We start from the raw sequence: 1,046 nt of genomic DNA, 5'->3' as shown, positions 1-1,046 counted from the left end.
CGAGTCCGCCGCAAGTCGACGCGAGCCACTAACGAAGTGAAGGCGAGGGCCAGGGCCGCGGTGAGTTCGTCCTCAGTCTCGAAGCTCCGAAGGCGCCGGCGACGAATGGCTCCGAGGGCCGGCCACAGGCCCAACCACAGCAGCGCTGACACAAGCGGCCCCTCTTCTCGTGCCTGCACCATGGCGACGAGCGTCGTGAGGAGGTCGTTCTTCACGTCGACGTCCCCGTCTCGCCGGTTGAGGTACGCGACAAGACTCGTCGGCGACTCGAAGACGGCCAGCACTCCTCTCATCGCCTGGGCCTTGACGAAGGCCTGCCGGGCCCGAGGACTCTCCACGAATTGACGGAGGCCCACACGAAGGGCCTCCCAACGCGCCAAACTTCTGCACACAACGACTCCTGGATGAATGCTTTCAGGGAGGGGGACGCAACAGGCACACAGCCGGGGCATTGAGGGCACCCGCTGAGACAGCGAGTCCTCGCACGTCAACGCCAGCCGGAAGACGGCCAAGGCATGGGCCAAGGCCCGACGCCGTGTCAGCGCTTGGGAAACAGGATGACTTCCACGGGCGAAGGGCGCGGTAACCGCGGGAGCGCTTGTCGGCTCGAAGCGACACTGGAGACACCACAGCGTGGGCACTTGAGCGAGGCTTCCAGGCCGCGAGCCACCACCAAGCCTCCCTCGGCGCTGCGGAGACAAAGGCTCGCCTCGTCACGCCCAGCCAGCAGCAGGCGGCACTTCCCACACCGCACTTCCGTGAGCATCAACGACACGTCACTCTCACCTTCCGAGGACACCCAGCGACTTGCAACATGTCTCACTGCGCCGCCCGCAAGCCTTCATGGTTTCGGCACGGCGCGCCGGATTCACTCACGGTGCCTTCGCCTTCACAGCGCTTGCTTTCATGGCGGCAACGGGTACCGCGTGGAGTCGGGGACATGGCCAGGGTGGTTTGCGACATCCATGCCACGTGTGTGCAGACTGAGCAGAGTCACTCACCAGCCCTCGGACTGCCAACTCAGTGGACCGTCAGTCCAAGCCGTG

At 65.2% G+C, this 1,046-nt stretch carries 1 pseudogene; it reads right to left on the bottom strand.

The features are described 5' to 3' along the window. A pseudogene (locus KRR26_RS36520) lies at nucleotides 1-284 on the bottom strand (sigma-70 family RNA polymerase sigma factor); the annotation flags it as partial. Between the last annotated feature and the right edge of the window lie 762 nt (nucleotides 285-1,046).

It is taken from the genome of Citreicoccus inhibens (assembly GCF_019039035.1).
Classification (GTDB): domain Bacteria; phylum Myxococcota; class Myxococcia; order Myxococcales; family Myxococcaceae; genus Citreicoccus; species Citreicoccus inhibens.
This window is presented reverse-complemented; position numbering and strand designations above follow the sequence as displayed.